The sequence below is a fragment of the Flavobacterium aquiphilum genome (assembly GCF_027111335.1).
Taxonomy (GTDB): domain Bacteria; phylum Bacteroidota; class Bacteroidia; order Flavobacteriales; family Flavobacteriaceae; genus Flavobacterium; species Flavobacterium aquiphilum.
Window position 1 is genome coordinate 2,713,720 of the sequence record NZ_CP114288.1, and the last position, 16,848, is coordinate 2,730,567.

Consider the following 16,848-nt stretch of genomic DNA (forward strand, 5'->3'; position numbering starts at 1 on the left):
TGAAACAATCAAAGTAGTGCTTGTAAATACGAGACATAGAACAGATGATCCTGAAATAATGGATAATTTTGATTTAAAAGGTGATGTTTTGATACAAACATTGGATAAAATTGCCAGAATAAATCAGCTTCTTGGAGGAAATCGATTAACTATAAGAGGTGTTGAAAAAATGCTTGAAAAAGAGCGATCTTCAAAATTGATTACTATCGTTGATGTAGGTTGTGGTAATGGTGATATGTTGCGGAGATTGGCCGATTTAGGTATTCGAAATAATTGGAATCTAAAATTGATTGGTGTAGATGCCAATGCTTTTACAATAAATTATGCGGCAGGTTTATCTGAAAAATATTCAAATATTAGTTATCGGTGTGAGGATATTTTTGACGAATCTTTTAATGAAGTAAAGTATGATATTGTTCTTTGTACTTTAACGTTACATCATTTTAAAAATGAAGAAATTTTTAAATTGTTGGCGTTGTTCAATAGAAATTCAAGACTTGGTTTTGTTGTAAATGATTTACATCGAAATGTGGTGGCTTATCGATTGTTTCAGATGCTTTGTTTTGTTTTTCGAATGAACGGAATGGCTAAAAAGGATGGTTTGGTTTCGATTTTGAGAGGATTCAAAAAGGAAGAATTGATTGCTTTTTCAAAGAAATTAAGTTTTAAAAAATACAGTGTTCAATGGAAATGGGCTTTTCGTTACCAATGGATCGTTGAAAAATAATTTAATGTTAGTTTTAGTTCTTAAATATCCCCAAACGAAAATAAATGAGTGTAAAAATAAAATGTGTTGCTAAGCAATTGCCTAGTTTTTCTAGGACTACTGAAGAAATTCTTCCATTTTTGGATATTTGGCTGGAAGGTCAAGATGAACGTTTTATTCGAAAAGTAAAAAAAATATTTGAAGGAGCCGGAGTTGATAAACGCTATTCGATTATGGATCCGATTGGGGTTTTTGAAAAGACCTCATTTGAAGAAAAGAATGATATTTATATTCGGGAAGTAATTGATTTAGGGGAAAAAGTCCTGAGTAAAGCTTTAAAAAAAGCAAATTGGTTACCTGAGGATTTGGATTATATAATCACTGTCAGCTGTACTGGGATTATGATTCCATCGCTTGATGCTTATTTGATTAATAGTTTGAAACTGAAGCAGGATATAGTAAGGTTACCGGTTACTGAAATGGGTTGTGCAGCAGGAATTTCGGGAATTATTTATGCTAAGAATTTTCTCCAGGCTAATCCGGGTAAAAAAGCAGCTGTTATCGCAATAGAAAGCCCGACTGCTACGTTTCAACTGGATGATTTTTCGATGGCAAATATTGTGAGCGCAGCAATTTTTGGTGATGGTGCGGCTTGTATTTTGCTTTCGTCGGTGGAAGATGAGGAAGGGCCTGAAATTTTAGCTGATGAGATGTATCATTTCTATGACAATATCCACATGATGGGGTTTAAACTCACCAATTCTGGTTTGCAAATGATTTTGGATATCGAGGTGCCTGAAACTATAACTTCTCATTTTGGAGATATCATTCATCCGTTTTTGAAAAAGAATAATTTGGGAATAGAGGAAATAGATCATTTGATTTTCCATCCCGGAGGAAAAAAAATAGTTCAGATTGTTGAAGATCTTTTTTTTGAGCATGGAAAAGATATAGGTGATACCAAAGAAGTTTTGAAGCTTTATGGAAATATGTCTAGTGCGACTGTATTGTATGTTTTAGAGCGATTTATGGATAAAAAACCAGAGAAAGGCTCAAAAGGATTAATGTTGAGTTTTGGGCCCGGGTTTTCAGCTCAAAGGGTTTTGTTGCAGTTTTAGAATATTAATGAGTTTGTTGGGTTTTATATTTTGAAGAGTTAATGGAAAAAGCAGATATAATTTCAAAATTACCGTATTCAAAGCCATTTCTATTTGTGGATGAAATTATCAAAATTGATGAAAATGGAGTAGAGGGGGAATTTACTTTTGATGAAAATCTGGATTTCTATAAAGGTCATTTTAAAGATAACCCTGTTACGCCAGGGGTGATTTTGACTGAGGTTATGGCGCAGATTGGAGTGGTTTGTTTGGGTGTGTTTTTGTTAAATGAAAATATTAAATTAAAACCATTAATTGCTTTAACATCAACTAATATTGAATTTTTAAAAGCTGTTTATCCTAACGAAAAAGTAATAGTGGTTTCGAAAAAAAACTATTTTAGATTTGGGAAATTAAAATGTGAAGTAAGCATGAAAAACCAAAATGGAGAAATAGTTTGCAACGGAACAATTTCAGGAATGATTGTTTAAAGTCGTATATAGCAAATGAAGAACCGCGTTGTTATTACTGGTTTAGGTGTGGTTGCTCCAAATGGGGTGGGACTTGATGCATTTTTACATTCGATAAAAAACGGAATTTCTGGAATTAGGCATTTTGAGGAATTGGAAAGATTGAAATTTTCTTGTCAGATTGCCGGAATGCCCAATGTTTCTTCTGAATTGGCATCTCAATATTTTTCGGAACTTGAACTTAAGAATTTTAACGCAACTGGTATTTTATATGGAGTTATTGCTGGAATTGACGCTTGGAAAGATGCTGGTTTGTCAATTGAAAAACTTGACGAACCTGATTGGGACAGCGGAACTGTTTTTGGTGCAGGTACTTCGGGAATTGATAAATTTCGGGAGAGTATTTATAAAATTGATGAATTAAAAGTCAGGAGTTTGGGTAGTACTACGGTAATTCAGACCATGAATAGTGGCGTAAGTGCCTATTTGGCCGGGAAATTAGGGTTAGGAAATTTGGTAACAACCAATTCTTCTGCTTGTACAACTGGAACGGAAAGCATTCTTATGGCGTATGACCGAATAAAATCGGGGCAAGCCAAAAGAATTCTTGCGGGAAGTACGAGTGATTCGGGACCTTATGTTTGGGGAGGATTTGATGCTATGAGGGTTTGTAATTCTAAATCTAATGATTTACCTGAAACGGGATCGAGACCTATGTCTGAAAGTGCTTCGGGCTTTGTACCTGCGAGTGGTGCCGGTGCGATGGTTCTGGAAGATTTGGAAATGGCATTAGCGAGAGGAGCTAGAATTTATGCTGAAGTTTTAGGAGGTAATTTAAATTCAGGAGGTCAAAGAGGATCAGGTTCATTGACTGCTCCTAATCCTCTTGCTGTCCAAAAATGTATTCAGAATGCAGTGAAAAACGCCGGAATTGCATCTCAAGATGTAGATGCTATTAATGGACATCTTACCGCGACTTCAAAAGATAGTCTTGAAATTTTGAATTGGAGTTTAGCTTTGAATAGAAAAGGAGACAATTTTCCTTACATCAATTCGTTAAAATCTATGATAGGGCATTGTTTGTCGGCTGCAGGAAGTATAGAAAGTGTGGCGAGCGTTTTGCAATTGTATCATGGATTTGTTTTTCCAAACCGAAATTGTGAAGATTTGCACCGAGAAATTACTGAAATCATTGATTCGTCCAGAATTCCACAAAAAATGATTGAAAAAGATTTGAAAATTATTTTGAAAGCCAGTTTTGGATTTGGAGATGTAAATGGGTGTGTGGTCTTTAAGAAAATAACAACTTAGTATTTGTAAGCCTTAATATATTTAGTTTAACAAAATAAAATAACTTTTATGGATAGAGAAGCAACATTAGAACAGTTAAAAAGTATAGTAAAGCCTTATATTCAAAATCAGGAAGCTTTTGATGCAATTTCAGAAGAAACTGATTTTGTAAATGATTTGAAAATAAATTCGGCAAATTTGGTTGATGTTATATTAGATATTGAAGAGAAATTCGATATCATGATCGATAATGAGACAATGAAAAAAATGGTCACTGTAAAATCGGCTATCGGAATCATTGAAGATGAATTGGTGAAAAAATGATTGGAAATGATATAGTTGATCTTGATTTAGCCCTTAAAGAAAGTAATTGGAAAAGAAAAGGTTTTTTGGATAAAATTTTTTCTCCAGATGAGCAATGCTTGATTCTAAATTATTACAAGCCAGAGCTAATGGTTTGGAATTTATGGAGCAGGAAAGAGGCAGCGTATAAAATCTATAATCGAATCACTGGGATTAGGGAGTATTTTCCGCAAAAATTACAGTGCCATTATGAGAATGAAAAATCAGGAATCGTTTCTGTCGAAGGATTTGTTTTTCATACTCAAACACAAGTTTCAGCAGAATATATTTATACAATTGCTGTTACTCAAATTCCGATTTTTGATAAAATAAAAGCTTTGGATTCTTTGGAAAATGTAAAAAAAGAGAATGGAATTCCGTTTATTTTGAATAGTTCTTCAAATACAGTAATTCCCGTCTCTATTACTCATCACGGTCGTTTTCAGAGAGCGATAACAATTCAGTGATTATTTGATTCCTAATCTGTTTTTTAGTTTTAAAAATAATAACGCAATAGTATAAGCATCTTCAGAAGGTGATTTTCTATAGCTTTTAGGTAGTTTAAAGATCTCCGACAATTCGTCAAGCGAGAATTGTTTATCGTTGATGTCTACAAGTTTTCTATACATTACGTCGATATCTAAAGCTTCGTTTTTTAATCGTCCACAATCCAATCTTGCCAGTGCACTGTTTATCATGTCGACGTCAAAATCTACATGATGTCCAATCAAAACAGCATTCCCGATATATTCAATAAAAGAACGAATGGCTTCAGGTTCGCTCAATTTTTTCATTTTGCTTTCCAATATAAATTCATTTGACAATCCATTGTCATGAAAATATTTGTATTGCAGTAAAATAGATTCGAAACTGTCGCCGATAAGGATTTTGTTATTTACAATGGCAAAGGAACCAATTGATAAAATAACATCATGTTCTGGGCTCAATCCCGAAGTTTCTGTTGTGAAAACAACATATCGTTTTGATTTTTGTTCAAACTTAGAAAGATAAGTTTTCCAAAAATCAGGGTATTCTTTATTTATATTTTTCAGCCAATCCAGCATTATTAAGAAAATTGTGTTAGTTTGAAATTACTTTTGATTAATTCTTCCAGTTCTTTCATTGGGGCTAAGGCATTTTTTAATTTTTCCTTATCTAATTTCGATAGTTCACTCAGGTTTATATATTGTCCTGAATTTTCATTTTTTAGGCCTTCATTTACTCTAAATTTAGATATTACCAAAAATGCTTCAGCGCAATTTAAGTAAATATCTGAATTTTTGGAGTCAATAATAGCTAATTGTTTGAAACGTAGATAAGTATTGTTAAGCCCTTTTATTTTAAAATGCAAGGCAAATAATCTCGCACCGTCAATTAAAGGCATTAAGGCTCTCGTTTTTATGTCGAATTTGTTTTTATTAGGACCTTCTTCTTCTTCCAATGCGAATTTTTTGAAAAAGGTAAGAGGGGAATTTTTCCTTAAAGCATCGTTTCCAAGGAAATCAAAAAATAAAGAGTTGTGTTCCAAATCCTTTAAAATGACATTTTCTATGGTTTCGTATATCTTTTTTTCGCCAAAAACAAGTTCCAAATCAAAGAAAATGCTGCTAAGATCATTGCTGTTTTCACCTGGAGTATTCATCCAGCTGTCGTATTGTTTTGTCCAGTCAGTCAGTGATTTACACCAAAGCATATTACTGGCCATGTGACCATTCGGGCATAATTCGTAGCCAACTTTCTCCAGCGTAGCAGTTGTTCTCTTTGCCAACTTCAAGAAATAATCTCTTACGTCCCTATATTTTTCAGGAGCTACATCTTCAAAAATTAATATACTGTCCTGATCGGTTAATAATAATTGTTCTTTTCGTCCTTGACTTCCGATACTTAACCACGCAAATCGCGCAGGAGGAGACCCTAAATCCAAAATAGATAATTCTACCGCTCGTTTTAAAATAGCTGAATTTATTTCGCTTGCGATATTGTTAATATTAGAAAGCGGAATATTTTTATAAATTGAATTTTGAATTAATTCAGTTAATCTGTCTCTTATAAGTTTTAAATCTTTTGCACTGGATGATCTTTTTATTTCTTTGATCAAAACACCAGGGTTATTAGCTTGTGCAATAATCAGGTCATGTTCTGAAATCACACCTTTTACAGGAGATTTATCTGTTCCGTCTGAAGTAACACATAAATGGGTTACACTGTTTTTTAGCATCACAAGTTGTGCTTCAGCCAATGAGACATTTTCAACTACAGTTACAACCGGTGAAGACATGATGGCTTTCATAGTAACGCTAAGAGGAAACAGTCCGGTTGCTATTTTTGAACATAAATCAGTATGTGTTACTATACCGATAGGTAACTGATTGTCACAAATAATAACACTGGTACTCATGTTTTCAGTCATTCGTAAGGCGACATCTTTGGCAGTATCATTTATGGTTGCGGTAAGTGGCGATCTATTGTAGGTAAGTGATTGGAAGTATTGCATTTCAGACTTCTGGTCAATATAAACCACATTGTCGCTACTTAATTTACCTCTTGGATTTTCTTTATCTTTTGGGTTCCAGGTATTGGTCGCAAAACTTTCAAGAAGAAAGTTTAAAACATCAGGATTATTGGCTACAAAAGGTCTAAAAGTAGCAATAGGAATGGCATAAATAATACTTTCTTCACGGGCTTTTGCCGTCATCATGTAATTATTTTTGGCAAAAAATGGTCTCAACCCAAGAATATCACCAGGATGGCATTTGTTTAATAAAGTTTCTTCAGCATCGGCGATAACGGACAAATGAATTATACCAGAAGCTACTACATAAAAACAATCATGTAGTTTATCGTTTATTTGGAATAAAGTTTCGTTTTTTTCGACATTTAAAACTCGAATATTTGTAGCAATTGCTGATAGTTCTTGAAAAGTTAAGTTGTCAAAAGGCGGGTATTCTTTCAAAAAGTCAGCTATATTTTCTGCAATTGTATTCATAGGTTGGTTTTAAAGTAATGCCTGTAAAAATAATAAAAATAGATTTCAAAAACAGGCACCCGAAAACTAATTTTAATAAATCACAAGGTAGTTAAAATTTTCATAAAATACTAAGAGTTAAGAGAGTATTAAAAGCAATTATTTAATTTTAATACTAAATCAATAAATAAAACTATGAAAATTTTAAAAAACTCATTATTAATGTTTTTGTCGGTTTTTGCGATTTCATTTGCAAATGCACAAGACAAACCAAAGAGTCCACCTGAAAAAGCAACAGGAACAATCAATGGAGCTACAATCCAAATCAATTATGGAAGTCCTTCTGTAAGAGGACGAAAAATTTGGGGCGAATTAGTTCCTTTTGACAAAGTTTGGAGAGCCGGTGCTAATGAAGCTACGACATTTGAAACTGATAAAGATCTTACAATTGAAGGTTCAAAATTACCGGCCGGTAAATATTCTTTTTTTGTAATTCCAAATGAAAAGCAATGTGTAATTGTTTTTAATAAAGAAGCTAAACAATGGGGAGCTTATAAATACAATGATAAAGAAGATCAGTTGCGAGTAACTGTTAAACCAAAAATGGCTAAAACAAGTACTGAAAAATTGGTTTACACAATAAATGCTAAAGATGTTGTTTTGAGCTGGGACAATTGGGATATTGGTTTTAGCGTAAAATAATTTTTTTATAAATGTTTTTAAATCATCGCACAAAAGCGATGATTTTTTTTTGAATATAACTGAACCTAATTTTTCAAAATTAATTTATCGAAAGTAGAGTGAGTTTACGATTGTTTTCTTTAAAATAAATCTGGTCAGAAGCAACTAGAACTTTATTAAGCATTAGGGGATTTAAAAATTCTATTTTACATAATATAAATTATAGTTCAAATAAATGCTTTTCTGCATACATAATTTTAAACCCAAATATATACACATTTTATTAATATTTCCTACAGTTTTTAAAATATTTTTTTATGCAATAAAAAAGCCTCAATTATTTGAGGCTTAGTATTTTAATTTAAAACTTCATTCTCAGGACTATCTGAAAATAAAAGTTTACCATTCCTATAAAAACGAGTTATCTTATAATCTGCCTTAAAATAATATTCGGTTTTAAAGACATTATTACCCATAAGCGTATAAATACCATTCATAATACTGCCATCAGACATTTTATAGTTAAACAACAAATTCAAATTATCATCACCAATATTCAAAATATATCTAGAGTAACCTTCAGGTAAATCACAAACAAGTAAAGTAGGAACAATTTTTTTTCCAGTACCTGACTTGTAAACATTCTTAACATTTTTTGAAACAAGAACCTCAGGATAAAACTGATTAACTTTTTTTATTAAATCATACTGTTCAAATTCTATAACACCTTCAAAAATATTAAGTTTAGCGTTAACAGTTTGTTTTTTTTGAGCCTGACTAAAAGAAAAAACAAGCAAAAATAAAATTGTAATTTTTTTCATAAAAATATTAGTTTAGTAAGAACGTGTAAATATATATATCTTTGCGGTTATTTCCTACAGAGAATTAATAATAAACCATTTTTAAAAATACAACGAAAGAAACCACCTTAATTTAATAAGGTGGTTTGTCAATCACAAACTTATCAAAATACTGCCGACCAAGATAAACACCAGTTTTCCGATTGTAAATGTTTATGTAGTGATAATCAAAGTTTTCACGCTCCAATAATTTATGTAAATAAAAAATACTTTTCATAAATGGGTAAATTATAGGATGCCTAGTTTTATCCTTGTGAAATACTACACATCTATAAGGCGTTGGAGTGTTATTTGCCATAGCCTAAATTTTAAAGTGTAATATCTAAAGTATTAGAATAATACGTAACACCATTAAAAGTAAAAGAGCAATTTAATTGATTTGTACCAGCAGTTAAAATTCCTCCCTGCCTATTTCCACCAGCATTTGCAGAACCCAAAGGATAAGAAACTACTCTATGTTGTCCAATACTAACAAAATAATCCGCTGTAACTCCAATACCATTTAATTGAGTTGGTAAAAGAGATCTTAAATAATCATTTAAGTGAAAACTAAGCATTATATCGTTATAACCCAAAGTTTCGTAACTTACCGTAAATTTTGGGCCAGGGATACACTCATGACACCCATTAACATGAACTATCGAAACAGCCTCAAGCAATTGACACCCATCCTGCAAAGAACCTGCAAAAAATCTTTGTTGCTGACCTGCTAAGTCGATGTAATCAACCCAACTATTTACTTCGGGATGATGAACCGTGTCACCAGCTTCCCAATTTGATTCAAAATAAAACTTTGTAAGTACAGGAACTTGAACAGGAACATAAGCAACAATTTCGTTTGAATAAATATTATTATTCATATAGTCAAAAAGTCTAACTTTTTGGTATGTAACACTAGGATTTATTGCAATCTCAAAATGTCCAGTCGTAGAGTCAGTATCTGAAATAGGATTCCAATTTTGACCATCAAAAATTTGTATTTGTAAAAGTGGTGAACGATTTGACCCTAAATATTGAAAATCAAATGAAATATAATCATTATTTAAATTTTGCAACGTGATTGAAGCAGGAACAAAAGCAGGTACAGGAAGAATATTGGAATACATATTGTTAAGTGAATCATGAATTCTTACATAAGCATCACTTTGAAGCCTACCAACATAGTTAAATTGTTGTGTACTTTTATCAATAAAAAAAGATTGATTAATATCACTAAAATCCGAGTGAAACGAACTTTGAACCTCTAATGAATTAGAAAGATTACCTCTAGCAACCAAGCCCAAAATTGTATAATCAACTGACATAGAATTTAACAAAATTGTTGGAGCATCGACACCACCACCAGAAGAACCACAATCACAAGTACAGTTACAAACACAATTCAAAACATCATTATTAGCACTATACATTAAATCAACAACCTGTAAAGGTGCGAAAAAGACATTTTCAGGAATCATGTTTAAGTCAATATTACCCAAATCATTAAGAATCCCTTCGCAAAACAAACTTTCATTATTTCGCAAATAAACACCGCTCACTTTTTTAGAATTGACAAACAAAGAGACAACAAAAAAATTATCAGGTATATTTGAAACCCTATAATGTCCATCTTCAAAAGAACACTCTTGAACCTTTAAACGGTAAGACGAATCTATATATTGTATAAAATTTCTCATTTTTTTTATTTTAATTTACAACCACTTTTTACCATATTTAGCAAAAACTTTTTTCAATTGTGCAATTTCCGAAACAGATAAATACTTGTACAAATCGGTTTTTAAATTGCGACTACGAGTGAAGACATTATAATACAAATCCTCTACTATAGGAAAAGTTGTAGGAACTGTTTTTAAAAGGCTGATAACTTTGTTTTCATCCTCAGACCAAGCAGAAACATTAAACAAATCTGTATTAAAAACAAAATGGTTATCCTCAACGTTAGTTCCCAAAGCGATAGAAACCTGTTGACATACAGCTTTATATCTTTCCATTTCCGAAGGTGAAACTTTCGGGTATTTTTTAAAAATATTGAAAGATTTTTGGGTAATAATATTGGGACTTGATTTGCCATTTTGCGCATTACTTACAATTGTATCAGCTTTTAATTGACCAGCTTTTACTTGTGCAAACAAAGTTGTTACCCAACGATAAAACATAGGGAAAACAAGAAGTACAGCACAGACAATTAACCAGTTTAGCTTTAACCATTCAAAAAAACCCGTAGTTGCTACGGGTTTTAAGCTTCTTATACGAGTAGCCATATTATTACTGTTTTTTACGTAGCAACTTCCAACCAATTAAAGCAACTACAAGACCGATACCAATATTACAGTAAATTTTATGCTCAGTATAAAATGTTTTAATTTTTTCCCACATGATATTTAATATTTAAGAATTAATAATTTAAGTTTTATCTTTTACCTTTTTTTAGACTGAAACGGCGAAAACAGTATAACAAAAAAGCAATACACCAAGAAAAAAAGCTAGGTTTACATTTTTAGAAACGTCAACAATCAAATTTGAAGTTTTAAAAGTTCCCAAATTCTTTATAGCTTCTTTAATGTCAGAATCTTTAACATATTTAGAATCCTGTCCATTTTCATTTTTTACAATAGCTTTTGCAAGTAGAAAAAGAAAGTCGGAATTTACAGACGTGATAACATCATCAGGCTTTACCCCTATGGTATTACAGACTTGTTTAATATACAATTCTGTATCATTCTCAAACGGAGGCGCATAAGTAGTAATTAATTTTCTTACCGTGTTTTCACCACCATCAATATGGTTTACTAAATTTCGGAGCATTGCCCTAATTCCGTAAGACATACTTTCAAACTGCTCAAACTTTTTACCTGAATCCGTATTTTTAGAATACGGTATTTTTCCAAGCCAAGTATTAGTAGTGTAAACCAAATTACCCGGATTATTATTTCTAATGCCCCTCGAAAGGTCTTTACGACCCAAATAAGAACTACTCATTTTTTTCTGCAATTGGTTCAACTTCCTTTTTACCCTCTCCAAAGTCGATTTTTTCCAATTCTGAATGGACAACCTCGATACCTTTTATAACCGCCATAACGACAGCACCATATTTTACAACAATCCCAATAACTGTAATAATCGATTTTACTGTTTTCATACTTTATCCTTTTTTTCCTCTAAATGAAACTTTTCTTTTAAGGCTTCGACAATCCCGTCAATTAAAAACGGGATTAGCCTATTTAATAACCGCTTAAACATTTAACGTCTATTACGATTGTTTTTTACTGCATCAGGAGTAAGAAATGAAAAATAACCTTTCGTAGGTGAAACAGCACATTTTTGAGTACCCAATTCGAAAAACAAAATTTTCTTTCTTACATTAAAAAGACACGAAACTCTTTGTGTTGAAACACCTGTTTTTACATCAGCGTACCATTTTTCGTAACCATCCGCAACAGGTTCACCAGACAAAATTTTCTGATCTTTATTTTTATAAGCTTGTAAGCTTATGAAACCAAATCTTTTGGTCGTTTTCCAAGCAAAAATCTTTTTAAAAGGTTCAAACTTTTGACCACTTGAAGGCTCAACCAATTGGATTTCAGCATGACTTTTACTTTCGTATTTTTTGCCCTTACTTTGACTTTGACCGCCATTACTATTATAATTCGAATAGCTTCTATTCGAGTTATTATAACCTTGTTTTTTATATCCTGCCATTATTTTAGGATTAAATGTTTAATATTAATTAACAATTCTGTAAACTTTTTTAAGATAATTACAAGCGTATCAATCAGAAATAACCACCAATAAACACGCCTGTAATTAAATTTATCGTCTCCTTCTTGCACGGCTTCCCGATTGGTTTTTATTACGAAAACCAAACCAATACACTAGAAAAGCACCAAGAGCAATGAAACCAGCAATAAACCAAGCTTTATACTTTAACCAAAGCGCTTTTAAATACACTCCAGACATAAAACCCGTAACCTGATCAGCAGCATCCTGAACTTCTTTTTTTTGAGCAAGTTTATTAGTCAATTTTTGTTTTTGTTCATCACCTTTGACAGTCAAATAATTTTCCATAGACTCAGGAATGACAGGCGGTTGTTGAAAAAAAGTAGTATCCTGTTCAGCAGGTTGATTCTTTACAGGCTTATTAGTTGTTGCAACACGCAAAGCGTCTTTTGCAACACCTAAATAATTCCCTGTAACAATTCCAACAACATTTTTTAAAGAAGCTACCCTTTTTACTTTTTCACCAAGCTTTTTAAATAATCCCATAATTATATATTTAGATATTTATAATAAGGATTTTTAAACCTCTCTAATGTTTCTAACAACAAAGTTGATAACATCACCCTGAGCCTTGTTTACCTCAATTGTATCAACGTGAACAAGCGGAAGAGCCAAACGAGTTGTAACCCTTTGTTGAACACTTGTAGAATTTACGGCAGCTATCGGATCAATATTACTTGACAAAGTTTGTAATTCGAAAGGAAGATATTTTACAACCTGTCCGTTTTCAAATCCGTAACTAATATCCTGTAAGGAAGCTTTTCGAGTCATTACCGCAAGGTCGAAGCCTTGAACATCTATACGCTTGTTAAAATCCTCAGAAGCAATTGTTTTCTGCTCAAAGAAATAAAGATGTGAAGTACTCAACGGCTCTTCAACACCATGTAACTCATAGGTTTTATCAGATTTCAAATCCTCAAACAGCACTTTAATACTTTCTTTGTCTTGCAAGAAGATCGAACCACCTAAAGCAATTTCGCAAAGCGCAATCATGTTCCAATCATCATCAGACTGTACAGCCTCATTACCATAAGTAGAAGCTAAAATAAAATCCAACAAAGGCACTTTAACCGCCAAATTGACGTTTGAACCGTTTGCACGTTCGATATAAACAGAAATTTTTTCTGTTGTCAAATCATTCAACGCAACAGTAGAAGACACAATCAAAGAACCTATTGATTTTGTGATTGAAATTTCAGGGCTTTTTGTAACCCCTGTTAAAGTTGTAATTTTCATACTCTATTTTTTAATTAATAATAATTTCGAGTACAAAGGTTTGTCAACATTAAACAAGGGGTTACCGCTTTTTACCCATTTTTACCGCTTTTTACCTATTTTTACCGCTTTTTACCTATTTATTAAGACATAATTCCGTAAACTTCCAAATCCTTTACAGTAAGATAATTTCTTTTTAAATCCAAAGAATCTAAAATTGTTTGATAGTCCTTACGAGCAGTTTTATACGATACACCAAGGAGAACGGAAAGTTCTTTTTTATTTATTTTCTGAGTTGAATTTGATTTTGCCATTATTCAATAAATAAATCAAGTTGTTCGTTAAATAGATCATAATTAAATTTAATGTCCATTTTTTCAAGCTCTTTAAATTCTGCCAAGTAAAAAGACATTTTTTCTATAAACCATACAGACAACGGCAAGCCGTCAAAAGGGTTTGTTTCATCCAAAAGCCTATTAAGAGCAACGATATATGTAATATTTTGAAAATTGGCGCAATACTCCCGAAACAATGCCTTCGCAAGCCGTTTCCGCTTGACCACACTTGGAGTATGTGTTTTTTTAAGCCTTAGAAAAGTTGGGTTATAATTAGAAACAATAGATAAAAGATAATTGAAGTCAATAATAAAATTTACAATTTCCTCTTTATTGGTTTGGCTTTTACCAGTATTTAGCCTTATTTCAAAAAAGTTTTTTTGTGCCAAAATAACCAAGTTGACAAGCGCACCATAATTAAAAATAGCCCAAGTTAAATCCTCAAACGGTAAAACGTGTTTTTCTTTATTATCATCGAAGAAATCCTTATCATGTCCGAAGTTTTTTAGATTCGTAAAAAAAGAAGCATTTAATTGAAATTCAAAACGCCAGACGTTAGAATTCTCAAAATCGTTCGCTTTATAAAAATCTAAAATGTGCTGTTTTTCTTTTATTTCAAGTGATAAAGTTTTATTATACACTCGAAGAAATTTAGTACTAGAACGCTGACCAAGACTAAAACCATTGTTAATGCATACACCTTTAACAAGTTCATTGTAAACTGAAAAGGATTTTTTACGTCCAGCAAGTTTATACGCTCCCGCAGTAACTTTATTCGATAAATCACGATAATAACCGTCTTTGTCGTTAATATCCATAGCAATATCAAGGCGGTTAATACTAAAAAATTCAAGATTGTAAACGTCGGTAAGTTCATTTATAATGTTTTTTATTTCGGTTAAAGATTTAGAGTAAAATATGTGATTTTCAAACTGCATTTGGTTTAATCGATCGTTAATAATATTTGAACGAGGGTTACTTAAAACAAAACCGATTTGCTCACCTTTGTATTTTACGATGTTTTTATTTGCAAATGTTTTTGTACCAAATGGCTCTGTTATTAATTCAAAATTTAGTGAGTTATTAGGCGTTTTCGGTGATAATTCGCCCATTAAATTAATGATTAGGTAATCTATTGATATTAAGGTTTTTGGGTGCATTGTGTTAATTTTTCGGGTGAGTTGATAGCCGTTTTACCTAACGGCTAGTTTTTTAAATCAGGTGAATTACTCTTAAAACGGAAGTTCGGGGAGTGTAACTATTTCCAAGTAAGAAAAATAATGTAATTTTCCGTCTTTATCCTCGCACCTTACCCCTTCCATTTCAAAAGATAAAAGCCTATAAGTATTTGAATTTAAAAGGAAATAGGTTCTTTCTTTTAATTCTCTTAATAATATTGGTAAAGCCATAATTTTAAAATCTTAAGTCTAAAATAAATTGTTGTTGTTCGTCAGTTAATTGAGGTTGTTTTTTCTCAAAATGAAGCTTTATTATTTCCTCTATTTGCTTCCAATTATGAGTAATTACAACAGTTTTATAATGCTGATGATTAATAACAGATAAAGTATGAAGAGTCTTTACTATTTGAACTTTATACTGGGATATTTCGGGAATATCCTTATTATAAGTTTTGTCGGGTAAGGTTTTTAAATAATAAAGAAACCTTTTAGCAGTTTCCTGATAATCGTCAGGAACGATATAAAGTAGAACCTCTAACATGCTACAGGATTTAAAAGATTATACCTATTGTTTATCTTATGAAACAATTCTTTTAAATTCGATGCGGAGATACTAAGTACAAAATTCGAACCTGTTTCAGTAACGTCATAATAATGAACACCTAATACATAGCATTCATTTGTTTTTGTGATTTTGATTCTTTTTTTTGTACCTTTTAAACAGACAGTAAAAACTATGTTATTTAACAGAGTAGTTTTACAAAAAGGCTGGATTTTCTTTTGAATGGTTTTAAATGTGGGTTTATCGGAGTCTGATAACTTCTCACATTCTAAGCTGTATTTTTGGTGTAACAGCCTTAAATCAGGGGTAATGTTTTTTTGCATTTATAATATTTTTAAATTACTAAAAATATTATGTACGCAAACTACTTTAGTAGTCAATTACTTAAAAAGCACTTTGAATTTACTTACTATAAATTATAGTGCAAAAAATACTATCCAAAATTATGCTCAAAAACGAGTCAATCATGAATATCAAGGATTTATAGACAATAATTCATTTATTTCCAATTGCGTTATTGTTGGATTGGCTCCTTCGCTTTGTGCCACAATCGATCCAACAGCACAGGAAAAATCAATTGCATATTGCGGATTATTTTTGCCAAGTAAATTTATAATTAGCGCAGCCAAAAAAGAATCTCCGGAACCAACAGTATCCATAACATTTACTTTGAAACCGAAATTGCGATAAAATTTATTTTCAAAAAATAAAATTGCTCCATGAGCCCCTAAAGTCACACATACAGTTTTGGCATTGGTTTTTTGGGCTATAAATTCAATTTTTTGTTCTAAAGATTTTTTATCCGCATTTAAATAAAAATAAATTTCGTCAAGTTCATCATCGTTTAACTTTAGCAAATCGGCTTCAAAAGCCAAATCTAAAATTTTTCCAATATCGTAATATGGCGATCTTAAATTGGCATCAAATACTTTATAATTTGCAACAGACAAAAATTGTTTCAAGGTGTTTTCGGAAACAGAATCCCTTGTGGACAAGCTTCCGTAAACAAAGAAATCGGCATTTTTTACCAAGGAAATATTTTTAGCCGATAACTCAATTTTGTCCCAAGCCGATGGATAATGTATGTCATAGGAAGCATTTCCCTTTTCATCCAAAATCACATTGACCAAACCCGTCGAATAACCGTTATTTACCTGAATTGCTTCAGTATTGATGTTTTGGTTTTTCAAATAATCCATCAATATTTTCCCGTCAGCATCGTTCCCAACACCGCTAATCACGGTAATATCACCACCCAAAGAACTTAATCGTGACGCTACATTCAGTGGGGCTCCGCCTATTTTTTTTCGTTCGATAAAAACATCAAAAAGAATTTCTCCGAAACAAACGCCTTTTAATTTTCTGTCCAT

At 32.0% G+C, this 16,848-nt stretch carries 22 protein-coding genes; 7 read left to right on the forward strand and 15 right to left on the reverse strand.

From position 1 onward, the window contains the following. The first annotated feature begins 16 nt into the window (after positions 1–16). From OZP12_RS11180 to OZP12_RS11205, 6 genes are read left to right on the forward strand one after another with little or no spacing between them, the layout of a single operon-like run. Positions 17–727 carry a methyltransferase domain-containing protein gene (locus OZP12_RS11180; protein ID WP_281225064.1) on the forward strand — a complete coding sequence of 237 codons (711 nt, stop codon included), beginning with the start codon at positions 17–19 and terminating at the stop codon, positions 725–727. Between the two features lie 44 nt (positions 728–771). Then, a complete protein-coding gene (locus tag OZP12_RS11185) occupies positions 772–1,824 on the forward strand; it encodes a type III polyketide synthase (protein ID WP_281225065.1) in 1,053 nt (350 codons plus the stop codon). 41 nt (positions 1,825–1,865) lie between these two features. Further along, positions 1,866–2,294, forward strand: a complete 429-nt coding sequence (locus tag OZP12_RS11190) for a 3-hydroxyacyl-ACP dehydratase FabZ family protein (RefSeq protein WP_281225066.1) — start codon at positions 1,866–1,868, stop codon at positions 2,292–2,294. 15 nt (positions 2,295–2,309) lie between these two features. Next, a complete protein-coding gene (locus OZP12_RS11195) occupies positions 2,310–3,584 on the forward strand; it encodes a beta-ketoacyl-[acyl-carrier-protein] synthase family protein (protein WP_281225067.1) in 1,275 nt (424 codons plus the stop codon). A gap of 48 nt (positions 3,585–3,632) precedes the next feature. Continuing rightward, entirely contained in the window at positions 3,633–3,887 is a 255-nt protein-coding gene (locus OZP12_RS11200; protein WP_281225068.1) for a phosphopantetheine-binding protein, read from the forward strand. Then, on the forward strand, positions 3,884–4,372 hold the full coding sequence (locus OZP12_RS11205) for a 4'-phosphopantetheinyl transferase family protein (protein WP_281225069.1): 489 nt from the start codon (positions 3,884–3,886) through the stop codon (positions 4,370–4,372). The genes OZP12_RS11200 and OZP12_RS11205 overlap by 4 nt, the downstream gene beginning before the upstream one ends. On the opposite strand, the gene OZP12_RS11210 is transcribed toward OZP12_RS11205, so the two are convergent. Both OZP12_RS11210 and OZP12_RS11215 read right to left on the reverse strand, forming a co-directional pair. Beyond that, positions 4,373–4,969 (reverse strand): 3'-5' exonuclease, encoded by a 597-nt coding sequence (locus OZP12_RS11210; RefSeq protein WP_281225070.1) that lies wholly within the window; start codon positions 4,967–4,969, stop codon positions 4,373–4,375. It abuts the gene before it with no gap. 2 nt (positions 4,970–4,971) lie between these two features. Then, positions 4,972–6,891, reverse strand: coding sequence for a DUF294 nucleotidyltransferase-like domain-containing protein (locus OZP12_RS11215; RefSeq protein WP_281225071.1), 1,920 nt, complete (start codon positions 6,889–6,891; stop codon positions 4,972–4,974). A 174-nt stretch (positions 6,892–7,065) separates the two neighbouring features. On the opposite strand from OZP12_RS11215, the gene OZP12_RS11220 reads away from it, so the two are divergent. Continuing rightward, on the forward strand, positions 7,066–7,572 hold the full coding sequence (locus OZP12_RS11220) for a DUF2911 domain-containing protein (protein WP_281225073.1): 507 nt from the start codon (positions 7,066–7,068) through the stop codon (positions 7,570–7,572). A gap of 335 nt (positions 7,573–7,907) precedes the next feature. On the opposite strand, the gene OZP12_RS11225 is transcribed toward OZP12_RS11220, so the two are convergent. The 13 genes from OZP12_RS11225 to OZP12_RS11285 form a co-directional block, all read right to left on the reverse strand. Continuing rightward, positions 7,908–8,372, reverse strand: coding sequence for a hypothetical protein (locus OZP12_RS11225; protein ID WP_281225074.1), 465 nt, complete (start codon positions 8,370–8,372; stop codon positions 7,908–7,910). A 347-nt stretch (positions 8,373–8,719) separates the two neighbouring features. Further along, positions 8,720–10,087, reverse strand: a complete 1,368-nt coding sequence (locus OZP12_RS11230) for a hypothetical protein (protein ID WP_281225075.1) — start codon at positions 10,085–10,087, stop codon at positions 8,720–8,722. A 15-nt stretch (positions 10,088–10,102) separates the two neighbouring features. Next, entirely contained in the window at positions 10,103–10,672 is a 570-nt protein-coding gene (locus tag OZP12_RS11235) for a hypothetical protein (RefSeq protein WP_281225076.1), read from the reverse strand. A 166-nt stretch (positions 10,673–10,838) separates the two neighbouring features. Beyond that, the gene (locus OZP12_RS11240) at positions 10,839–11,390 is read right to left on the reverse strand and encodes a hypothetical protein (RefSeq protein ID WP_281225077.1); all 552 of its coding nucleotides are present in this window, start codon (positions 11,388–11,390) and stop codon (positions 10,839–10,841) included. Further along, positions 11,383–11,550, reverse strand: a complete 168-nt coding sequence (locus tag OZP12_RS11245) for a hypothetical protein (RefSeq protein WP_281225078.1) — start codon at positions 11,548–11,550, stop codon at positions 11,383–11,385. Before OZP12_RS11245 ends, OZP12_RS11240 begins: the two co-directional genes overlap by 8 nt. Before the next feature lie 101 nt (positions 11,551–11,651). Then, a complete protein-coding gene (locus tag OZP12_RS11250; protein WP_281225079.1) occupies positions 11,652–12,110 on the reverse strand; it encodes a hypothetical protein in 459 nt (152 codons plus the stop codon). A 111-nt stretch (positions 12,111–12,221) separates the two neighbouring features. Further along, positions 12,222–12,674: a hypothetical protein gene (locus OZP12_RS11255; RefSeq protein WP_281225080.1), complete on the reverse strand. Its 453-nt coding sequence runs from the start codon at positions 12,672–12,674 to the stop codon at positions 12,222–12,224. 33 nt (positions 12,675–12,707) lie between these two features. Then, complete coding sequence (locus OZP12_RS11260; RefSeq protein WP_281225081.1) at positions 12,708–13,424, reverse strand: hypothetical protein; 717 nt, start codon at positions 13,422–13,424, stop codon at positions 12,708–12,710. Between the two features lie 122 nt (positions 13,425–13,546). Further along, on the reverse strand, positions 13,547–13,717 hold the full coding sequence (locus tag OZP12_RS11265) for a hypothetical protein (protein ID WP_281225082.1): 171 nt from the start codon (positions 13,715–13,717) through the stop codon (positions 13,547–13,549). Then, positions 13,717–14,850: a replication initiation factor domain-containing protein gene (locus tag OZP12_RS11270; RefSeq protein WP_281225084.1), complete on the reverse strand. Its 1,134-nt coding sequence runs from the start codon at positions 14,848–14,850 to the stop codon at positions 13,717–13,719. The genes OZP12_RS11265 and OZP12_RS11270 overlap by 1 nt, the downstream gene beginning before the upstream one ends. A gap of 120 nt (positions 14,851–14,970) precedes the next feature. Then, the gene (locus OZP12_RS11275) at positions 14,971–15,147 is read right to left on the reverse strand and encodes a hypothetical protein (protein WP_281225085.1); all 177 of its coding nucleotides are present in this window, start codon (positions 15,145–15,147) and stop codon (positions 14,971–14,973) included. Between the two features lie 4 nt (positions 15,148–15,151). After that, positions 15,152–15,457, reverse strand: coding sequence for a hypothetical protein (locus tag OZP12_RS11280; RefSeq protein ID WP_281225087.1), 306 nt, complete (start codon positions 15,455–15,457; stop codon positions 15,152–15,154). 494 nt (positions 15,458–15,951) lie between these two features. Then, entirely contained in the window at positions 15,952–16,848 is an 897-nt protein-coding gene (locus tag OZP12_RS11285) for a carbohydrate kinase family protein (protein WP_281225089.1), read from the reverse strand.

What these genes read in the sequence shown, in the direction of transcription:
- OZP12_RS11185 (WP_281225065.1), top strand. Translation starts at nt 772, where the DNA reads ATGAGTGTAAAAATAAAATGTGTTGCTAAGCAATTGCCTAGTTTTTCT.
- OZP12_RS11190 (WP_281225066.1), top strand. Translation starts at nt 1,866, where the DNA reads ATGGAAAAAGCAGATATAATTTCAAAATTACCGTATTCAAAGCCATTT.
- OZP12_RS11195 (WP_281225067.1), top strand. Translation starts at nt 2,310, where the DNA reads ATGAAGAACCGCGTTGTTATTACTGGTTTAGGTGTGGTTGCTCCAAAT.
- OZP12_RS11200 (WP_281225068.1), top strand. Translation starts at nt 3,633, where the DNA reads ATGGATAGAGAAGCAACATTAGAACAGTTAAAAAGTATAGTAAAGCCT.
- OZP12_RS11205 (WP_281225069.1), top strand. Translation starts at nt 3,884, where the DNA reads ATGATTGGAAATGATATAGTTGATCTTGATTTAGCCCTTAAAGAAAGT.
- OZP12_RS11210 (WP_281225070.1), bottom strand. Translation starts at nt 4,969, where the DNA reads ATGCTGGATTGGCTGAAAAATATAAATAAAGAATACCCTGATTTTTGG.
- OZP12_RS11215 (WP_281225071.1), bottom strand. Translation starts at nt 6,891, where the DNA reads ATGAATACAATTGCAGAAAATATAGCTGACTTTTTGAAAGAATACCCG.
- OZP12_RS11220 (WP_281225073.1), top strand. Translation starts at nt 7,066, where the DNA reads ATGAAAATTTTAAAAAACTCATTATTAATGTTTTTGTCGGTTTTTGCG.
- OZP12_RS11225 (WP_281225074.1), bottom strand. Translation starts at nt 8,372, where the DNA reads ATGAAAAAAATTACAATTTTATTTTTGCTTGTTTTTTCTTTTAGTCAG.
- OZP12_RS11230 (WP_281225075.1), bottom strand. Translation starts at nt 10,087, where the DNA reads ATGAGAAATTTTATACAATATATAGATTCGTCTTACCGTTTAAAGGTT.
- OZP12_RS11235 (WP_281225076.1), bottom strand. Translation starts at nt 10,672, where the DNA reads ATGGCTACTCGTATAAGAAGCTTAAAACCCGTAGCAACTACGGGTTTT.
- OZP12_RS11240 (WP_281225077.1), bottom strand. Translation starts at nt 11,390, where the DNA reads ATGAGTAGTTCTTATTTGGGTCGTAAAGACCTTTCGAGGGGCATTAGA.
- OZP12_RS11245 (WP_281225078.1), bottom strand. Translation starts at nt 11,550, where the DNA reads ATGAAAACAGTAAAATCGATTATTACAGTTATTGGGATTGTTGTAAAA.
- OZP12_RS11250 (WP_281225079.1), bottom strand. Translation starts at nt 12,110, where the DNA reads ATGGCAGGATATAAAAAACAAGGTTATAATAACTCGAATAGAAGCTAT.
- OZP12_RS11255 (WP_281225080.1), bottom strand. Translation starts at nt 12,674, where the DNA reads ATGGGATTATTTAAAAAGCTTGGTGAAAAAGTAAAAAGGGTAGCTTCT.
- OZP12_RS11260 (WP_281225081.1), bottom strand. Translation starts at nt 13,424, where the DNA reads ATGAAAATTACAACTTTAACAGGGGTTACAAAAAGCCCTGAAATTTCA.
- OZP12_RS11265 (WP_281225082.1), bottom strand. Translation starts at nt 13,717, where the DNA reads ATGGCAAAATCAAATTCAACTCAGAAAATAAATAAAAAAGAACTTTCC.
- OZP12_RS11270 (WP_281225084.1), bottom strand. Translation starts at nt 14,850, where the DNA reads ATGGGCGAATTATCACCGAAAACGCCTAATAACTCACTAAATTTTGAA.
- OZP12_RS11275 (WP_281225085.1), bottom strand. Translation starts at nt 15,147, where the DNA reads ATGGCTTTACCAATATTATTAAGAGAATTAAAAGAAAGAACCTATTTC.
- OZP12_RS11280 (WP_281225087.1), bottom strand. Translation starts at nt 15,457, where the DNA reads ATGTTAGAGGTTCTACTTTATATCGTTCCTGACGATTATCAGGAAACT.
- OZP12_RS11285 (WP_281225089.1), bottom strand. Translation starts at nt 16,848, where the DNA reads ATGGACAGAAAATTAAAAGGCGTTTGTTTCGGAGAAATTCTTTTTGAT.